This is a genomic window from Hymenobacter sp. GOD-10R (genome assembly GCF_035609205.1).
Taxonomy (GTDB): Bacteria; Bacteroidota; Bacteroidia; order Cytophagales; family Hymenobacteraceae; genus Hymenobacter.
Genome location: NZ_CP141184.1, coordinates 5,121,749 through 5,137,769 on the forward strand (window position 1 = coordinate 5,121,749; position 16,021 = coordinate 5,137,769).

General features: G+C 50.9%; 13 protein-coding genes. 3 read left to right on the forward strand and 10 right to left on the reverse strand.

All coding sequences use genetic code 11. The annotated features are described in order from the left end of the window. Window positions 1-107: 107 nt before the first annotated feature. From SD425_RS20410 to SD425_RS20425, 4 genes are all read right to left on the reverse strand, one after another. Complete coding sequence (locus tag SD425_RS20410) at window positions 108-734, reverse strand: adenylate kinase (protein WP_324671879.1); 627 nt, start codon at window positions 732-734, stop codon at window positions 108-110. Window positions 735-837: 103 nt separating this feature from the next. Then, entirely contained in the window at window positions 838-1,377 is a 540-nt protein-coding gene (gene hpt / locus SD425_RS20415; protein WP_324671880.1) for a hypoxanthine phosphoribosyltransferase, read from the reverse strand. A gap of 121 nt (window positions 1,378-1,498) precedes the next feature. After that, window positions 1,499-3,739, reverse strand: coding sequence for a sodium-translocating pyrophosphatase (locus SD425_RS20420; RefSeq protein WP_324671881.1), 2,241 nt, complete (start codon window positions 3,737-3,739; stop codon window positions 1,499-1,501). A gap of 202 nt (window positions 3,740-3,941) precedes the next feature. Further along, window positions 3,942-4,856: a M20/M25/M40 family metallo-hydrolase gene (locus SD425_RS20425; RefSeq protein ID WP_324671883.1), complete on the reverse strand. Its 915-nt coding sequence runs from the start codon at window positions 4,854-4,856 to the stop codon at window positions 3,942-3,944. 110 nt (window positions 4,857-4,966) lie between these two features. On the opposite strand from SD425_RS20425, the gene SD425_RS20430 reads away from it, so the two are divergent. Both SD425_RS20430 and SD425_RS20435 read left to right on the forward strand, forming a co-directional pair. Beyond that, window positions 4,967-6,211 (forward strand): tol-pal system protein YbgF, encoded by a 1,245-nt coding sequence (locus SD425_RS20430; RefSeq protein WP_324671884.1) that lies wholly within the window; start codon window positions 4,967-4,969, stop codon window positions 6,209-6,211. 21 nt (window positions 6,212-6,232) lie between these two features. Further along, window positions 6,233-7,597, forward strand: a complete 1,365-nt coding sequence (locus SD425_RS20435; RefSeq protein WP_324671885.1) for a hypothetical protein — start codon at window positions 6,233-6,235, stop codon at window positions 7,595-7,597. Here SD425_RS20435 and SD425_RS20440 read toward each other — a convergent pair. After that, window positions 7,549-8,616: a glycosyltransferase gene (locus tag SD425_RS20440; RefSeq protein WP_324671886.1), complete on the reverse strand. Its 1,068-nt coding sequence runs from the start codon at window positions 8,614-8,616 to the stop codon at window positions 7,549-7,551. The two genes, SD425_RS20435 and SD425_RS20440, sit on opposite strands and share 49 nt — an antisense overlap. Before the next feature lie 188 nt (window positions 8,617-8,804). Here SD425_RS20440 and rffA point away from each other — a divergent pair, with 188 nt between their 5' ends. Next, window positions 8,805-9,959 carry a dTDP-4-amino-4,6-dideoxygalactose transaminase gene (rffA, locus tag SD425_RS20445; RefSeq protein ID WP_324671887.1) on the forward strand — a complete coding sequence of 385 codons (1,155 nt, stop codon included), beginning with the start codon at window positions 8,805-8,807 and terminating at the stop codon, window positions 9,957-9,959. On the opposite strand, the gene SD425_RS20450 is transcribed toward rffA, so the two are convergent. The 5 genes from SD425_RS20450 to SD425_RS20470 form a co-directional block, all read right to left on the reverse strand. Then, window positions 9,932-11,095 (reverse strand): glycosyltransferase family 4 protein, encoded by a 1,164-nt coding sequence (locus SD425_RS20450; protein WP_324671888.1) that lies wholly within the window; start codon window positions 11,093-11,095, stop codon window positions 9,932-9,934. The two genes, rffA and SD425_RS20450, sit on opposite strands and share 28 nt — an antisense overlap. Next, window positions 11,096-12,358: a glycosyltransferase gene (locus SD425_RS20455; RefSeq protein ID WP_324671890.1), complete on the reverse strand. Its 1,263-nt coding sequence runs from the start codon at window positions 12,356-12,358 to the stop codon at window positions 11,096-11,098. A 2-nt stretch (window positions 12,359-12,360) separates the two neighbouring features. Further along, on the reverse strand, window positions 12,361-13,587 hold the full coding sequence (locus tag SD425_RS20460) for a glycosyltransferase family 4 protein (RefSeq protein WP_324671891.1): 1,227 nt from the start codon (window positions 13,585-13,587) through the stop codon (window positions 12,361-12,363). A 153-nt stretch (window positions 13,588-13,740) separates the two neighbouring features. Then, window positions 13,741-14,913: a glycosyltransferase family 4 protein gene (locus SD425_RS20465; protein ID WP_324671892.1), complete on the reverse strand. Its 1,173-nt coding sequence runs from the start codon at window positions 14,911-14,913 to the stop codon at window positions 13,741-13,743. Between the two features lie 217 nt (window positions 14,914-15,130). Next, window positions 15,131-16,021: a hypothetical protein gene (locus SD425_RS20470; RefSeq protein ID WP_324671893.1), complete on the reverse strand. Its 891-nt coding sequence runs from the start codon at window positions 16,019-16,021 to the stop codon at window positions 15,131-15,133.

Below are 16,021 nucleotides of genomic sequence, written 5' to 3' on the forward strand. Positions count from 1 at the left end.
AGGAAGGACCTTATCAGGCCAAAACGAGTTGTTAGTAACAACCGTTCTCACGTGATAAGGTCCTTCCTTCGTCAGGATGACAGGTTTATGCGGTTATGGCCGCAAAGTTACGCTTTTACTTCGTCAGTAGCTTCCTGGCTATCCGTGACGGATGTTGCGGGCTGGTGCTTGTTGATCACTTCACAGATCTGCTGGAAGATGTCATCGATTGGGCCAATACCGTTCAACGAGTGAAATTTCCCTTGTTCAGCATAGTAACCAGCAACTTGCGCGGTTTCGGTGTTGTACACCGTTACGCGGCGACGAATCTTGGTTTCGTCTTGGTCATCGGGGCGGCCGCTGGTTTTGCCTCGCTCCAGCAGGCGCTTCACGAGTTCTTCCTCGGCTACTTCCAGCGCAATCATGCAGGAGATACCTGTGTCGTAGCGCTGCGTTAATGCGTCGAGCGCTTCGGCTTGGGCAACAGTACGCGGGAAACCGTCGAAGATGAAGCCATTCGCCTGTGTATTGTTAGCTAATTGGCTTTCAATCATGCCAATTACAACTTCATCGGGCACTAGTAAGCCTTCGTCCATCAGGCGCTTGGCACGCAAACCTAGCTCAGTACCTTGCGCAATCTGAGAACGCAGCAAGTCACCCGTCGACAGATGCACTAAGTTATAACGAGCAATCAGGTTCTGGCTTTGCGTTCCTTTACCGGCACCAGGAGGGCCGAAGAGCACGATATTCAACATAATAGTAAAAAGTTGCGCGAGAGAAAGTGGGCTGGCTTGTGAAGATACTAAAACTACCGCAATCGGATTTCTACGAAAAGGGCGTTATCCTGTACGATGTTACCTACAGGACCTTATAGACGTCTGGGTAGTTGCGGCCTAGCCCATCGTAATCTAGACCATAGCCTACAATAAATTCGTTGGGCAGCTCAATACCGATATAACGCAGATCGAGCGTATGCTGCAAGCATTCGGGCTTTGTGAAGAGCGTAGCAACCTCCAAGGAGGCGGGTTGCTTGGATCTCAGTTGTTGAAGCAACTCTTGCATGGTATGCCCCGTGTCAACGATGTCTTCCACCACAATAACATGGCGCCCCGATACGTCCTCCTGCAACCCCATGATTTCCTTCACTTCCCCGGTGCTGGCAGTGCCTTGGTAAGAGGCTACCCGAATGAAAGTTACTTCACAATCAATGGTCATTTCCTTCATCAGGTCGGCGGCGAACATGAAGGAGCCATTCAATACGACCAGAAATAGCGGACACTGACCAGCATAATCTTGGTTAAGGCGTGCAGCAATTGTGCGCACAGTCTCCGATATATGAGCAGCCGGCAAGTAGGGAGTAAATTGCTTGTCGTGCAGTGAGATAGTAGACAGCGACATCCGAGTTTGATTGAGACTCTGAGAATAGAGACGCCAAAGGTAGTACAAAAAAGCTGCCCCTCCGGTGCGGAAGGGCAGCTTTAGCAGCTACCAAGCTCAGTAGCGGTAGTCGTATCTTCTTTTAACGGGGCAGCACTTGCGCACCTAGCTGCCTTTTCACTAGTGCCATCGGGGTTGGCATCGACAAAGAGCTAGTTGATGCCCACTGTAGTGTGTGGTGTGCCGGTATAGGCGCCATGGCTTTATCTGGCGCGGCAATATGCGGTGCAATAACCAGCGACACAATAGACATAAGTTTGATAAGGATATTCATTGACGGACCCGACGTGTCCTTGAAAGGGTCGCCTACGGTGTCGCCGGTTACCGAGGCTTTGTGCGCGTCGGAGCCTTTGTACTGCATGGTGCCATCAATTAATACGCCCTTCTCAAATGACTTCTTGGCGTTGTCCCAGGCGCCGCCCGCATTGCTCTGAAACATGGCCATCAGTACGCCTGACACCGTAACGCCAGCCAGCGTGCCACCGAGCACTTCGGGTCCCATAGTGAAACCGATAACAATAGGTACAATAAGGGCAATGGCACCGGGTAACATCATTTCTCGAATAGCAGCCTGCGTAGAAATAGCCACGCACTTCTCATATTCCGGCCGACCAGTGCCTTCCATGATGCCGGGGATTTCACGAAACTGACGGCGTACTTCCTGTACCATGGCCATGGCCGCACGTCCCACCGCCGAAATAGCTAGGGCGGAGAAGATGAACGGAATCATGCCCCCTACAAACAAGCCTGCCAGCACTCGTGCGTTGCTGATATCGATGCTGGAAATGTTAGCAGTGCCCATAAAGGCTGCAAATAAGGCCAAAGAGGTCAGGGCTGCCGAAGCAATAGCGAAGCCTTTGCCCGTAGCAGCCGTCGTGTTGCCCACAGCATCCAAAATATCGGTACGCTCGCGCACTTCTTTGGGAAGTTCGCTCATCTCGGCAATACCACCGGCATTATCGGCAATCGGCCCAAAGGCATCAATAGCGAGCTGCATGGCTGTAGTCGCCATCATCCCCGCGGCGGCAATAGCTACCCCGTAAAGCCCGGCAAACTGAAACGACAGAATAATGCCAGCTGCCAGCACTAAAATTGGGAGCACGGTCGATTCCATTCCGACAGCTAGGCCACCTATGACAGTTGTCGCGTGCCCCGTGCTGCTTTGCCGCACGATGCTCAGCACGGGCCGCTTGCCCATAGCTGTGTAATACTCAGTAATGATGCTCATCAACGTGCCAACCACTAATCCGACAATAATGGCGTAGAAAACATCGAGCGAAGTGAAAGGCACCGCTCCGGGCCGGTTGATGATCAGGTCGCCGGGGGGTAATATCCAACGTACCAAAAAGAAGGACGAAAGCGCCGTGAGTAGCACCGAAACGTAGTTGCCGAAATTAAGTGCGGACTGCACGTTGCCGCCCTCCTTCACGCGCACCATTAGCACACCAATGAGTGACGACACGATGCCCACGCCCGCAATAACCATTGGCAGCAGAATGGGCGACAAGCCATTAAACTGATCCCCTGCCGCTGCTACTTCGCGTCCTAACACCATAGTAGCTAGAATAGTAGCCACATAGGAGCCGAACAAGTCGGCCCCCATGCCAGCTACGTCGCCCACATTGTCACCCACGTTATCAGCAATAGTGGCGGGGTTGCGCGGATCGTCTTCGGGAATACCAGCTTCCACTTTACCTACTAAGTCGGCGCCCACGTCGGCGGCTTTGGTGTAGATACCGCCTCCTACGCGGGCGAACAAGGCAATACTCTCCGCGCCAAGCGAAAAGCCCGTTAGCACTTCCAAGGCCGTCTCCATCTCGATACCGTTTGCCCCACCATTTCTACTGACCACAAACAGCTGATAAAAGATAATGAACAGAGAACCTAGGCCTAACACTGCCAGCCCAGCTACACCCATACCCATGACCGATCCACCCGAGAATGACACATTGAGTGCTTGGCTCAGGCTGGTGCGGGCTGCCTGTGCCGTCCGCACGTTGGCTTTCGTGGCAATCTTCATCCCGATGAATCCGGCCAACGCGGAGAACACAGCCCCAATCAGGAACGCCACCACAATGATGGGGCTAGATTTTTCGCCGGTGCTACCTAGGTAACCAAGAAAGGCACAGGCGATGAGTGCAAACAAGGACATGATGCGGTACTCAGCCTTGAGAAAAGCAATGGCTCCATCAGCAATGTAGCCGGCAATTGTTTGCATATGCTCGCTGCCAGCATCCTGCCGGGCCACCCAGCCCGCCCGAAACCATGTGTAGAACAAGGCTAACACGCCAAGCGCCGGAGCAACGTAGAGGATACTCATCATAAACGCTGAAAGTAAGAAGGTGGGAGTTTGGAGGAGAAATGGGTTAAGGTTGGTAAAATAGAGCTTTTACCCACAATCTCAACCTCTTACCACCTGCTAATTCCAGCGTTCTACCCTGCACTATCTGTGCCTTCACCTCAGCACCTAGCTTTACCTAGGTCTTGCTCTCTGCCTTCGCCCTTTCGCGCCTTGGTCGAGTGACTTATAATTCCTGCATTAGCACTTGATACAGGGCAAGCATACTCGCAATGTCTCGTTTGTCCACGATTTCGTCGGGTGAATGCACGTTATCTTCCGGAGCTCCTACAAAGCACCAATCCCATGGATAAGCGCTGTGCTGCAGCTCTTTGGCATCGGAACCGCCACCACCTTCCACTTCCAACTGGTGCGGAATGCCTGAGTTGCGCGCAATAGTCCGAATGCGGTCGACGTAAGAGCGCCGCGGAATGAGTGAGTCGCGAAGTGAAATTACCACGCCAGCCCCGGGTCGTACGCCCTCCGTCACCCACGTAATATCCGAGATGAGCGCCTGCCGTACTCCGTACTCCTCATAGATGTACTTGGCGAGATAAGCCACCGAGCCGCCGCCGTGCTCTTCCCAACAGCCGAACGCAATAATACCATCAGTAATCGTTTCAGCCAATCGGAGCGCGTTCCACACCCCAATGCGGTTGTCGAGGTAACACGCCTGCACGGTATGCGCTGTTTCGCGAAAGTCGCAGTAGAATGTAAGCTCTGTACCGCGTTCAATATCCCGGGTGAACTCATAGCCTAGTTCACCGGTTTGCTTGTCTACGGTAAGCGTACAGTCTACTGGGCCTTGTGCATCTTGGCCTACCAACCGGTAGCCGGATTCCATACGCGGGCCACCAATGCACACTAATTGGCGACCATAGCGTACGGTGAATCCAATACTGTCGAGGTGGGCAAAAACCGCCGTGCGGGGTTTGCCAAACACAAGTATTATGCAATCTTGAAAACGTTCATCATGCACTATTTTCGGTTTAGCTTTCCAACTTGCCTGCTGCTCACGTATATACTGCAACAAAAATTCGGTCAGTGGTGCTTCGTTGCCTGAGGGCGCGGCTATCTGACACAGGGTGCGTAAAAGGTTCATTCTCGTTCGTCTACTCGTTCAATACTAGGATAAAAGCCATACTTTAGCCTTTCCGTTAGGCGGCTTACGCGCAGCTAAGGTTGCTAGTTTGGCCGCAATTAGACGCCTCCATGCTCCAAAAAAACTTCTTCGTCTTCCTGCTGGCTTTGTTGTCGATTCCTGCCCTGGCGCAACAGCCTGATACTACTAAAAAAGCGCCCATGCGCAATATCGAAGTAGAGAACGTGGACGTGATGCCGGGCGCTATCGACACGAAAGGCTGGCTGTTGCTCGACAAAGACATTCAGACAGAGTTAGATGGCGCTGTGCAGAACCTTTACAACTTCAAGTTTGACAAGGCAGAAAAGCAGTTCCGCTCGCTGCGTCGGCGCTACTCGCACCACCCGATGCCTTACTTTCTGCTAGGTCTCAGCACTTGGTGGAAGATCGTGCCCAGCAACGTGCAAACGAAGCAGTACGACAACATCTTCTTTGCCTACATGGATACGGCCATCGTCAATGGAGAGAAGTTATACGAGGCTGATAGCAAGAATTACGAAGCCTGTTTCTTCTTGGCCGCCGCGTATGGCTTTAGTGCCCGCCTACACGCCGAGCGCAAGGATTGGCGCAAAGCCACCGTCAATAGCAAAAAGTCTCTCGACTATCTAGACAAGAGTAAGGAAGCCAATGGACTCAGTCCAGAGTTCTTATTTGGGCAGGCGCTTTTCAACTACTATGCTGTTTGGATTCCCGAGAACTATCCGTTGCTCAAGCCCGTGCTGTTATTCTTTCCCAAGGGGAATAAGCAGCTAGGTATTCAGCAACTGCGCAACGTAGCTGATAATGGCTTTTACGTCGGGCTCGAAGCCAAGACGTTCCTGATGCGCATTCTCAACAACGAAGAGAACAACCCGGCGCTGGCGATGCCTATTTCGCGCTACCTAGCTACCCACTACCCCGACAACGCGTATTTTCAGCGCTTTTACGATCTGTTATGCTTCAATAACGGAGAGTTTCGCGAATGTGAGCGGGTTAGCCACGAGATTTTAGATAAGCTCAATCGTGGCTTACCTGGTTACGAAGGTATCAGCGGCCGCTACGCTACTTATTTTTTGGGGTGGCTGATGCAGAACAAGTACAAAGACCTCGACAAAGCCAAGGACTATTACCAGCGTTGCATCGTTTTTGCCGAGAGCACCAATGATACAGCTGGCGGCTTCTATCTCTACTCAAATCTCAACCTAGCCCGTCTCGCCGAGCGAGACAAAGATAAGCCGGGGGCCCGACGCTATTATCAAGCCGTAGTAGATCACGCCGACCACGATTTGGAACAATACAAAGAGGCCAAAGCTTACCTCAAGAAAAACAAAAAATAAGCGGGTGCTACGTGCTGTTGTATGGACTTAAAAGACCTTTTTCTTACGCCTATTTACTTGGTGCTCTTTTATGGCATTGCCTTCGCCGTACGAAAAAGAGCCACGAATAAATTCACGAAGAAGTATTTTATTCCTGCTCTTACAGCCAAGTTTGTTGGAGCGCTTGGCCTAGGGTTGATTTATCAATTCTATTACGGTGGCGGAGATACTTTTAATTACTTCGGCCACACGAAAGTTGTTTACCAAGCTTTCAGTGACTCGGCTTCGACTGGCTTAAAACTTATCTTTGGCGACAACACGAAATTCGACCCGGAGCTTACCCGCTATATCGCGCAGCTGTACTGGTATCATGCCTCTACTGAGTACTTTGTCGTACGCATAGCAAGCTTTTTTGCTATTTTTTCCTTTTGTACTTACGCGGTCATTGGGCTAATGTTTGCGGCGCTAAGCTTCACAGGCATGTGGGCTACGTATATCACCTTTGTCCGCATTTTTCCGCTGGCTTATCAGAAACTCGCATTAGCTGTATTCTTTCTTCCTTCGGTATTTTTTTGGGGTTCCGGATTAATGAAAGATTCTGTTTGTATAGGCGCATTAGGCTGGACTTTCTACGGTTTTTACCATGCCACTATCGAAAAGAAGAACGTTCTGTTTGCTAGCATTTTAGGCGCTTTGGGAGCGTATGTACTTATTTCCGTAAAGATTTATATTCTCTTATCGTTTCTGCCACCTGCATTGCTCTGGGTGTTTAACGAGAACAGCCAGCGTATTCGCTCTGCTAGCGTGCGTATGCTAGTCAAGCCTCTTTTTCTTGTTTTGGGCCTTGCTACCGCTTTTCTAGGCACTAACAAGCTGACCGCTGGTGACGATAAATACGATGTCGATAAAATTGGTGAGCGCACACGCATTAACAGTACCTATCTAACATCGCAGGTTGCTACTGGCTCTGCTTACAACATTGGGACAATTGACGGTTCCATTAGCTCCATGATTAAAGTGGCGCCACAAGCCGTAATTGTTAGCTTATTCAGGCCTTTCTTGTTTGAGGCGCGTAACCCCGTTATGTTGCTTTCAGCAATGGAGGCTGCTCTATTCCTTTATTTAACGATAAAGCTATTTTACCGAACCGGCGTAGTTAAAAGTTTGCAGTTAATTTCTTCGCAACCTATCCTAACCTTCTGTTTTATTTTTTCTATCGTTCTAGCTGTTGGCGTGGGCACCAACAGTGGAAACTTTGGCACCCTAGTGCGCTACAAAATTCCGTTGATGCCTTTTTACTTATCGGCCCTTTACATCATGCAGTATAAGGCCACCGTACCGAAGAAGCTCAAAAGGCCTCAGTTGAACAGGCTAAGAAATACCCCTCGATTAGCCACTACAGAATAACGAGCTTCTACCGTAGCCCGAGCAGCTTGACCTAGATGTTGGCGTAGTGCGGGGTCTTGCAGCAGGGTTCGTAGCGCTGTTTCCCACTCGGCAGGTGTGGCGCACACATAACCGTTTATTCCCTCTTTTACAACCTCTGTATTCATGCCTACGGGCGATACAAGTGCTGGTACGCCGAGCGCCATGTATTGCAGTGCTTTGAAAGCGCATTTTCCGTTGGCCCACGGGTCATCTTCCAGCGGCATCAAGCCCACGTTGAAAGCTAGCAAATCGGCTATTTCTGTGTCTTTGCGCCAGGGCTGGTACACGAGCGACTTCAGCGGCAACTCCGGTGCTTGATTGGAAATAACCCGAAACTCAAAGTCGTGTTCTTGTTCCAGCTTCGCCAGCACCGACACCACTTGCTCAATATAGCGCAAGGTGGAATGTGTGCCTGTCCAGCCGATCACGAACTTTCCGGGCTGTGCCTGGTCTTTCACCTGGTTGTGCAGGTTGACCGTATCAATGGTGGTTGGGTTGATAATAGCGTTCGGGTTGAACTGTTTGGCGTACGCCCGCAGGTAAGCATTGCCACAACTTACTTTGTACGCCCAGCGGCAAATGCTGCCTACTTTCTGGTGCCACTTCACCCCTGCCACGAGCTTATTGGCCTCGGACGTATTCGGAATCCAAATGGCGTCGTCGAAGTCGTAGATAATTTTCTTGCGCAGTACTTTTGCCAGTATCCACTCAAAAATGGGCGGCCCAATCGGCGAGGCTTCCCGGTGAATGAACACGTAATCGTATTTAGCGGCTGTAGCCATCAGCAGGAAGCGGCGCCCGAAGCCGGTCAGTATTCCCAGGGCCTTGGTAACGGTATGGCCCGGCTTGTATAAAATGCGCCACGTAGCGTCGGAAATAAATGGTGCTAGGTGCCAGGTATGCCCCGCCTCCGTTAAGAAATCTAGGTATTGCTCAAACCGGAAGCGCTGGGAAGGCGCCTTGCCCGGCGGATAGGGCACAATAAAAAGCAATTGCATAAAGGAATGATTGACCAACGAGAGCCGACAATAAGTCTACAAAGGTCGGTAATGTGGGGCAGATCCGCTTATTCTGCGTGTCAGCTACTTTGTTTGCTATGTTGACCTAGGTTCTTGCACTGGCACTGGTTTGCGCCAGGTACTTTCGCGAAAGTTTTGCTGGTAATTTGCCGCGCAAGCTAGCTCTTATGTCTTTAGCACCTATTCCTTTTAACAAGCCCTATCTTTCCGGTCAGGAGCTAGCTTACATTCAGCAAGCTCTACGCAACGGAAAACTTTCCGGTAATGGCTGGTTTACGCAGCAGTGCCAGCAGTTCTTAGAACAGCGGTATGGCATCCGCAAAGCCCTGCTGACCACGAGCGGCACGGCGGCCCTGGAAATGGCAGCGCTGCTACTCGACATCCAGCCCGGCGACGAAGTAATCGTGCCAACATTCACGTTCACGTCGACAGCCAATGCGTTTGTGCTGCGTGGCGCACACATCGTTTTTGCCGATAGCCTCCCCGAGCACCCCAACGTAGACGTCGCGCAACTGGAGCCCCTGATTACATCCCGCACGCGCGCGATTGTGGTGGTGCACTACGCCGGAGTGGCCTGCGATATGGCCGCCGTGATGGCGCTAGCTGCCCGCCATAACTTGTTTGTGATAGAAGATGCTGCGCAGGCTATCGATGGCTACTATCAGCAGCGCCCCTTAGGTAGCATCGGTCACCTGGCGGCTTTTTCTTTCCACGAAACTAAGAACGTCATTGCCGGGGAAGGCGGCCTACTTTCCATCAACGACGCACGGTTTCAGGAGCGGGCCGAAATAATTTGGGAAAAAGGCACCAACCGGGCCGCGTACTTCCGGGGCGAAACGGCACGCTACCAGTGGGTTGATGTGGGCTCGTCGTATCTGGCGTCGGAGTTGAACGCGGCTTACCTCTGGGCGCAACTCGAAAAGCTAGGTACAATCCAGGCGCAACGCCAGCGGCAGTGGGAACAGTATTACCAAGCCTTGGCACCGCTGGCAGCGGCTAACTTTTTTGCCCTGCCCGTGGTACCCGCCTACGCTCTTCACAACTGGCATATTTTCTACCTGCTCTGCCACACATTGGAGGAGCGAACTGCGCTTATTCAGCACCTAAGTGCACGCAACATTCTGGCGGTTTTTCACTACCAAACCCTCCACAACAGTCCTTTCTACATGGCTCGCCACGATGGCCGCACCCTGCCAAATGCCGGCTACTACGCTGATCATCTGGTACGGCTACCTTTGTTTTTTGAACTGACCTTTACGGATCAGCAAAGAGTTGTAAAGGCCATTCAGGAATTTTATGCCTCAGCCGCCAGCAACTCCTGATAAATGCGCCCTAGCTGCTCATACGTAGCGGCCTGCTGAAACTTGTGCCGTACGTACGCTCTACCAGCAGCAGAAAACTGCGCCCTTTCCGCCGGATTAGCGGCTAACCTAGCAATAGCAGCTGCCATGGCCTCTACATCTCGGTTAGGCACCAGCAGCCCAGATTTCCCATTCTCAAACAGCTCCGCGGGCCCGCCGCAATCCGTAGCAATAAGGGGCGTGCCGTAGTACAGCGCGTCCAGGCAGGTGAGAGAGAACGACTCCGACTCCGAGAAGTTCAGCAGAATATCGGCCGCCTTGATGCGCTTTTCCACATCGGTCACAAACCCTTCAAAAGTCACTACCGCCGCCAGATTATATTGCTGCACATCAGCCTCTAGCTGCTGGCGAAACTGCCGGTTTTTTTCCAGGCCCATGTCGCCGCCCACGAATGCCAGACGGAGCTGGTTATTTTGGGCGTAAGCCTGCCGAAAGGCCTGCAAAGCAAAGTTTTGCCCTTTGCCTTGGATGTAGTTGCTCAAATATAAAAGCTGAACCGTACTATCTGACCGATACGCCGGCAACACGGGCACAGCGTGCTTTTCCACGGCAGGAACAGGGTCAAACACCACGCGCACTTTGCCGCTAGCACCGAAGTAGCGCCGCACGGCCGCCGATACGCAAAGCACCCGGTCGGCAAAGCGCTCCGCGAGCCACCGCCACGTACGCGCCAACGGCTGCGGCAGGCTCTGGGGCAAAAACCGCACGTGCGTCACGACTCGTAGCGTACCTAGGCTCAGCAGTTTGGCTACGTAGCCGGTCAGGTTGTAGAAGTCGTTCAGATGAACGATGCGCGCCTTATGTACTCGGGCTAGCTTTCGCAGTCGCCAGCCGTTGAGCAGAAGCATGGGCACGTAGCGCAGCAACGCCGTTTTGCGTCGGCTAATCTCCACGAAGGGTAACTCACGCACCTGATAGCCTGCTTGTTCCAGTACTGACTTGCCTAAGCTACCGGTCGGCAGCACGTACACAAACTCGTACTGCGCTTTCAGCTGGTCAGTAGCGTTCCGAATGGCAACGAGTGCGCCCGTCACGGCCACCGAATTGTCAGCAACAAGGACGACCGGACGAGTAAGATTCTCTTGTTTGTCGCGCATTTAGGCTGCTGTTACCTCCTCAATCACCGCCAGCCACTGGCGGAATATCTTCTCGCGTGTAAAGTCCTGCATCCGCTCCCGGGCTAGCACTCCCAGCCGGTCGCGCTCGGCTGAATCGGCGAGCAGTTGATCAAGCGTCTCCGTCCACACACCTAGGTCGCTGGTCAGACTGGCGGGGTTGTTTAGCATGGGCATCAGCACGCCGTAAGCAGATAGCTCTGCCCAGCGAATCGGCACTTTGGGCGTAGTGGTAGCAGGAGCTAGAATTTCTCTGGGTCCCGTCGGGCAATCCGTTGTCACGACGGGCACGCCGCAGATCATGGCCTCGCCCAGCGCCATCGGAAATCCTTCCCACGCCGAGGGAAACACAAAGGCAGACGCCGGCCGGATGTACTTGAACGGGTTTTGCTGCATTCCCAGAAAGTACACATCATCGTCGGGGGTCAGCGGCTGCGTATCCCAGGCTTCGTACACGCGCAAACTTAGGTGCCTGGCCCGTGCCACCAACTCGGTGCGCAGCTCGCCGTCGCCCACAAACACCAATTTTGCCGGTCGGCGCTTCAACAAAGCAGCAAAGCTATCGAGCAGGGGCGCTTGGTTCTTCTGTAACGAGAGTCGCCCGGAGGTCACCAGCACAGGAGCAGCATCATACACGGCTTGCTCCGCCGCAGTCAGCGGCTCTTGGGCTTTACTCGTAATCTGGACTACTTCAAAGAAGTTGTTGATGGTCAGTAGCTTTTCTGGCTTAACGCCAAAGCCTTCTATTAGCTCCGGGTTAATATCCCGGCTGACCGTTACAATGCGGTCAGCCCGATTATATAAGCTAGGCATCAACACCTTTTTACGCAGCCAGCCTACAGCCCCTTTGATATTCGCATCGTGCAGCTTAGAGCCATGAATACACAGAATCACCTTCTCCTGGCCTTTGCTAAGCAAGTTCACGTAGTCAGCTCCCTCCAAGTGACTGATACAAACGTCGGTTTTCGTCTGCTGCTTAAGCGCGCGCAACCGGCTGATACGCTGCATGAAGTTGCGAACCTTAGCGACCGGGCTGCCGCCGCCCGCCACCTCTAAGCTGATCAGTTCGTTGCCGCTCGGATAAATGTTTCCGCCTTCTTCATTGAACACAGCTTCTGTCACTTTATAATACTTGGCCAACTCCACGCTATGATCGTGGAATACCCGCTGGGCTCCGCCCATACCTAGGTTTGGGATAAGTAGCAGTAGGCGTAAGCGCTCGGTAGCAGAAGAAACTAAGCTCATAGCTACATACTTTGAATGCACTCTTGGTATAAACCAACGTATGCTGCTAGACAATGGCTCATATCAAACTTAGCGAAAGCCTGAGTAGCTAGCCTTTGATGACTAGCCAGCAAATCCGGCTCCGTTGCATAACGCTGCATAGCCGCATAAAGCTGGTCTGGATCGGCTAGCCCCTGTGCCGGAAAGTCAATTAGCAAGCCAGCGGCTTGTCCTTCATCCGTCAGAATCATCTGCTGAATCTCACCTACGTCGGTGGAAATAACCGCTTTACCACAAAAGAGGTATTCAGCAATCGAATTGGGTAGACTTTCTTTTAAAGAAGAAGCTAAGATGCCTACGTCAAATGATCTGACACAATCAATCGGATTATTAACGAAACCCAGGAAGCGCAGGCTGTCATCAGTACCGTACTCCTCGCTGAGCTGCGTGAGGAAGGGACTAGCCCCTACCAATACCAGATTCAGTGGTCTATTTGTGTGCTGACGTAGGCGCTGATAAGCTTGAATTACTGGCTTCCATCCCTTCTCCGGCACTCCCCGGGCGACCATACCAAATACCAATGCATCTTCGGTAATACCTAACTTTGGACGCGTGTAGTTGACTGCTTCGGCTGATGTACGCCCCTCCAAACCATTATAGATTTTACGCAGCTTAAGCGGATCATTTACCCGTTTGTTCAAGTACACAGCTTCCAGGTTCTGCTCCGATAAGTACGCAACACCATTAACGCGCGCCAACGTACGAGCTAGCTTCCTCAGATAAGCAGGAATGACATAGCGCTGTTTTTGCCGGTAGAAAGTCAAAAACTGTTCATAGTCGCCGTGCATCGTTATAATCAGCGGGATGTGCGGAAAGGACTGCAACACTTGGGCTAGCAGTGCATCACACTTGAACGTATTGCTGCTAACAACTTCTATCTTATTATCGTTGATGACCTTACGTAAATGCTGACACAAATTCTTATTACGTAAATTGATATCATAGCCATGGCGCTGCCACCAGTCATCCGTGCGTAACAACAGCGTGTCTAATTTGTCAAAGGTGGGTTTGTACTGCACCAGCTTTACATCGGGTGCCAGGCGCTGTACTAAATCATGCTCTGTATACTGCCAATACATGTCATATAGCCAGACATGATGGCCTGCCTCGAACAAAGCTTGGGCTAAACGAAGTGCGAAAGTTTGAGCCCCTCCGATACGAAGGTCTTCAACGGTTATCAATATGCGCATAGAGCAGGTGCTTGGATAATAGTAATGAGCCCTAAGAGGCGGCTCGGGTGTAAGCGTACCTTCAATAGTTAGGGCCTACAAGGTAAGAGAGCTGCTCCGGGAGGCGCAACACAACGTTCGGAACTAGCTTCTGAGAAGAGTTTTCAACCCTGTTTATTCCTTTGATAACCTTGTTTTATATCTACTTTCCAGCACTTCTTTCATAGCCGCACCCCATGCCTGCCAATTAAGTTTAGCCTCGTACAAGTCTCGGGATGAGGTACGCAGTTGAGTATATAGTGCTTCGTTTTCAAACACCTCCTTGATGCGCTTGGCGAAATCAGCTCCTGTGGCTTCCAAACTAAGCTGATATCCATTTACTCCATTGACTACAAAATCAGCAATACCCCCTGTATCCGTTGTAAAAGAAGGCACTCCGAACGAACTAGCTTCGCAGAAAGCAATAGCCGCGCACTCCGCCCGAGTTGGTAACAAGAAAAAATCCGCATTCAGGTATAAATCTACCATTTGCTGTAACTGCTGTTCGTCATTCTTATCTAAGAATGGAATTACAGTTAGGCACTCATGCTCAAAGCCAGCCGGTGGTGTGCAACCGCAAATTGTTAAATAAGCGTCCACTCCCATCTGGCGCAGTGCTACTAGCGTGTCAAATGCAATTGCCCCCCCTTTGCGCTTCCATTCTACCCCCACAAACAACAACTGACATTCTGATCGCCGCTGGCGGCGTATGACTCGTTCCCGAGGTAGCACTATTGGAAAGTTCGCGCCAAATGGCAATACCACTACCTTATCAGGTGAAGCACCATAGTCTTGTATGGCAGAATTAGCCGCCCACTGTGACGAATACACCAGCAAGCTCGCTTTAGAAATGGCACGCTGCTCAATATAGGCTAGTTCTTTTTTGGAAACTGGCAGTAGTCGTGATAAGCCTTCATAATAATCAATCAATTGTGTGATTGTTGAATCGCAGCAGTACACGACAGGAATAGTTGTATGTAAATAGGCAAATTCGGTATAGGCAGCTGGAGCAAACAGCAGGTCGAACTGCTTGTTTTTTAACTTTTTGCGAAAAATATAGGCGTACAGCTTCGATACCAATACGCTTATGCTGTAATGATATCTTTTGCCTTGCATGAAACGACCTATCGCTATATTAAGCCGGTCACCTAGGCCAAATAAGTACCGCAACGAGACAGGCCCAAGATACTCCACCTCACCGACATACTTTTCCAAGGTTTGCCCTAACATATAGTGCAGCCCCGACCAAGAACGCCGATTTTTAGGATCAGTGCTGGTCAGAAAACCAATGCGGAGCTTTTTTTTCAAAGTAATTAATTGTGCTTTTCACATTTAGCTACTCAGAAAAGCTGTGTAGCATCTGCACAGCATGTACAGAACAAGCACCAAAAGTACATACTTGGCTCGATTATGATCGTCGCTTGTTGTCAGGACCTCTGCTTTGCTATCGTAGCGCAAGCGAACGGACTCTACTACTTGTGGACGAACAGAAGCCTACCACGAGTGATAAACTAGCTTGTGCTAGCTACACGCCTAGTGTCTGACATATGGCTGCTGTAACTGCTTCGGCGGAAGCTTGAGTATGCCACCACTCCAAAGTTTGATAGTGTAAATCAAGCATACGAGCCGGTTCGGCTAGTAGTCCTCTTATGGTTTTATGCAACTCACGCCAGGAAGACAAAATAACAAACGGCGCATTCTTGTACACGGGCACATTCGGTAGCGGTTCAGAAACTACAATATTACCCAACCGAGCAGCTTCAAAATGACGCATTGTCTCCGGATTCTCTACTCCAGCTGGGCAAAGACAAATCTTACTATCCTGCATCATACTCGCGTACTCACCTGGTTGAATACCATTATGGAAACCAGTACTAAATCGAATAATAGAAGCTGGAAAAGTCTTATCAAAATTCACTCCCAGCACCTTCTTTATGCGGTGCAATAGAAAGAACGGCAAGATCCAAGCTCCGGTTAAACAACGATACAGATCTGCTCGACCTAAATGCAGGTTACCAGAAAAGAAAACGTTGTACTTCCTTGTCGAAAAATCCTTAACACCTTCAACAGAAAAGAGCGTACTAGGGCCAACAGCTAAATGGTGAAGATTACCTAGCCCGTGCAGATGCGCTGGTAAATATGTTCGAAAGATATAATTAACCTTATCTATAAAGGAGTAAGATACATCCCATGATTCGTCCCCAACGCATAGCACAACTTTCTTTTTATCACGAGACGTTATAGTTAAGTCAAAACCCTTCCATTTACTTAGTTTGAAATACAAGTAAAGCTCGTATTCATCCGAAAGAGCATCTGCCAATTTGTCGAGTACCGCTTCAATATAGCCCGATTCACGAAAATTATATATTTCTCTGATCGGATAATTACTACTGATCCTCGTCAACTTACTTTCCAT

Coding starts and splice junctions, on each gene's coding strand:
- rffA (WP_324671887.1), top strand. CDS start 8,805: ATGTCTTTAGCACCTATTCCTTTTAACAAGCCCTATCTTTCCGGTCAG.
- SD425_RS20435 (WP_324671885.1), top strand. CDS start 6,233: ATGGACTTAAAAGACCTTTTTCTTACGCCTATTTACTTGGTGCTCTTT.
- SD425_RS20430 (WP_324671884.1), top strand. CDS start 4,967: ATGCTCCAAAAAAACTTCTTCGTCTTCCTGCTGGCTTTGTTGTCGATT.
- hpt (WP_324671880.1), bottom strand. CDS start 1,377: ATGTCGCTGTCTACTATCTCACTGCACGACAAGCAATTTACTCCCTAC.
- SD425_RS20470 (WP_324671893.1), bottom strand. CDS start 16,021: ATGGAAAGTAAGTTGACGAGGATCAGTAGTAATTATCCGATCAGAGAA.
- SD425_RS20460 (WP_324671891.1), bottom strand. CDS start 13,587: ATGCGCATATTGATAACCGTTGAAGACCTTCGTATCGGAGGGGCTCAA.
- SD425_RS20410 (WP_324671879.1), bottom strand. CDS start 734: ATGTTGAATATCGTGCTCTTCGGCCCTCCTGGTGCCGGTAAAGGAACG.
- SD425_RS20450 (WP_324671888.1), bottom strand. CDS start 11,095: ATGCGCGACAAACAAGAGAATCTTACTCGTCCGGTCGTCCTTGTTGCT.
- SD425_RS20425 (WP_324671883.1), bottom strand. CDS start 4,856: ATGAACCTTTTACGCACCCTGTGTCAGATAGCCGCGCCCTCAGGCAAC.
- SD425_RS20440 (WP_324671886.1), bottom strand. CDS start 8,616: ATGCAATTGCTTTTTATTGTGCCCTATCCGCCGGGCAAGGCGCCTTCC.
- SD425_RS20455 (WP_324671890.1), bottom strand. CDS start 12,358: ATGAGCTTAGTTTCTTCTGCTACCGAGCGCTTACGCCTACTGCTACTT.
- SD425_RS20420 (WP_324671881.1), bottom strand. CDS start 3,739: ATGATGAGTATCCTCTACGTTGCTCCGGCGCTTGGCGTGTTAGCCTTG.